Raw genomic sequence first — 945 nt, 5'->3', positions numbered from 1 at the left:
AACGAGGCCGCGGCCGCGGCCATCGCCGCCTCGTCACTGGAGACCAGCAGGCTGCCGGCGCCCAGTTCCAGCGCATCGGCCTGTTTGGACGGGCTGCGGCTCAGTACGGTGACCTCGGCGCCCAGACCGGCCGCCAGCTTCACCGCCATATGGCCCAGACCGCCCAGGCCGATCACGCCAACGCGGCTGCCCGGGCCCACGTTCCAGCTGCGCAGCGGCGACCAGGTGGTGATGCCGGCGCACAGCAGCGGCGCGGCGCGCGCCAGGTCCAGCCCTTGCGGCATGCGCAGGCAGAATTCCTCGCGCACCACCAGATGCTTGGCGTAACCGCCCTGGGTGGGATCGCCGCTGATGCGGTCGGCGCCGGCATAGGTGCCGGTCATGCCGTTGCGGCACAGCTGCTCCTGGCCGCTGTCGCACTGGTCGCAGGCCAGGCAGCTGTCGACCATGCAGCCGACCGCGACATGATCGCCCACCTTGTAGCGGCTGACCTCGGCACCGACCTCGATCACCCGGCCGACGATTTCATGCCCCGGCACGATCGGGTAATAGCTCCAGCCCCAGTCGTTGCGCGCGGTGTGCAGGTCCGAATGACAGACGCCACAGTACAGGATCTCCATCGCCACATCGTTGCTGCGCAGCGCACGGCGTTCGAAGGTGAAAGGCGCCAGCGGCGAGGTCGGATCGTAGGCGGCGTAACCGTGGGTTTTCATGGGGGCGTCCGGTAAAGCCGCGGTGCGGCGCAGGCGCACAGTCTAGGTGCGCACCGGTGATGGCATAAGTCACGCCGGCAGGATGCAGCTGTCCATACATGGCCACCGCAGGCATATCGAGCGAAGAAATCGCCATGAGCCGATGCCCGAATCGCCGCATTGCGTGTAGTGCGGCCAGGCCCTGTGGCCTGAAAATAGGGGCGACACCTGCTACCGCTTTGCGCCGATGAAA

1 protein-coding gene is annotated in these 945 nt (G+C 67.6%); it reads right to left on the bottom strand.

Annotation, left to right across the window (positions count from 1 at the left end; all coding sequences use genetic code 11):
- On the bottom strand, positions 1–713 hold a 713-nt coding region (locus ARC78_RS16005), incomplete at its 3' end, for an NAD(P)-dependent alcohol dehydrogenase (protein ID WP_057506644.1).
- Positions 714–945 lie beyond the last annotated feature (232 nt).

Source organism: Stenotrophomonas pictorum JCM 9942 (assembly GCF_001431585.1).
GTDB lineage: Bacteria > Pseudomonadota > Gammaproteobacteria > Xanthomonadales > Xanthomonadaceae > Stenotrophomonas > Stenotrophomonas pictorum.
The sequence above is the reverse complement of the archived record's forward strand: the minus strand, read 5'-3'. Positions and strand labels throughout refer to the sequence as shown.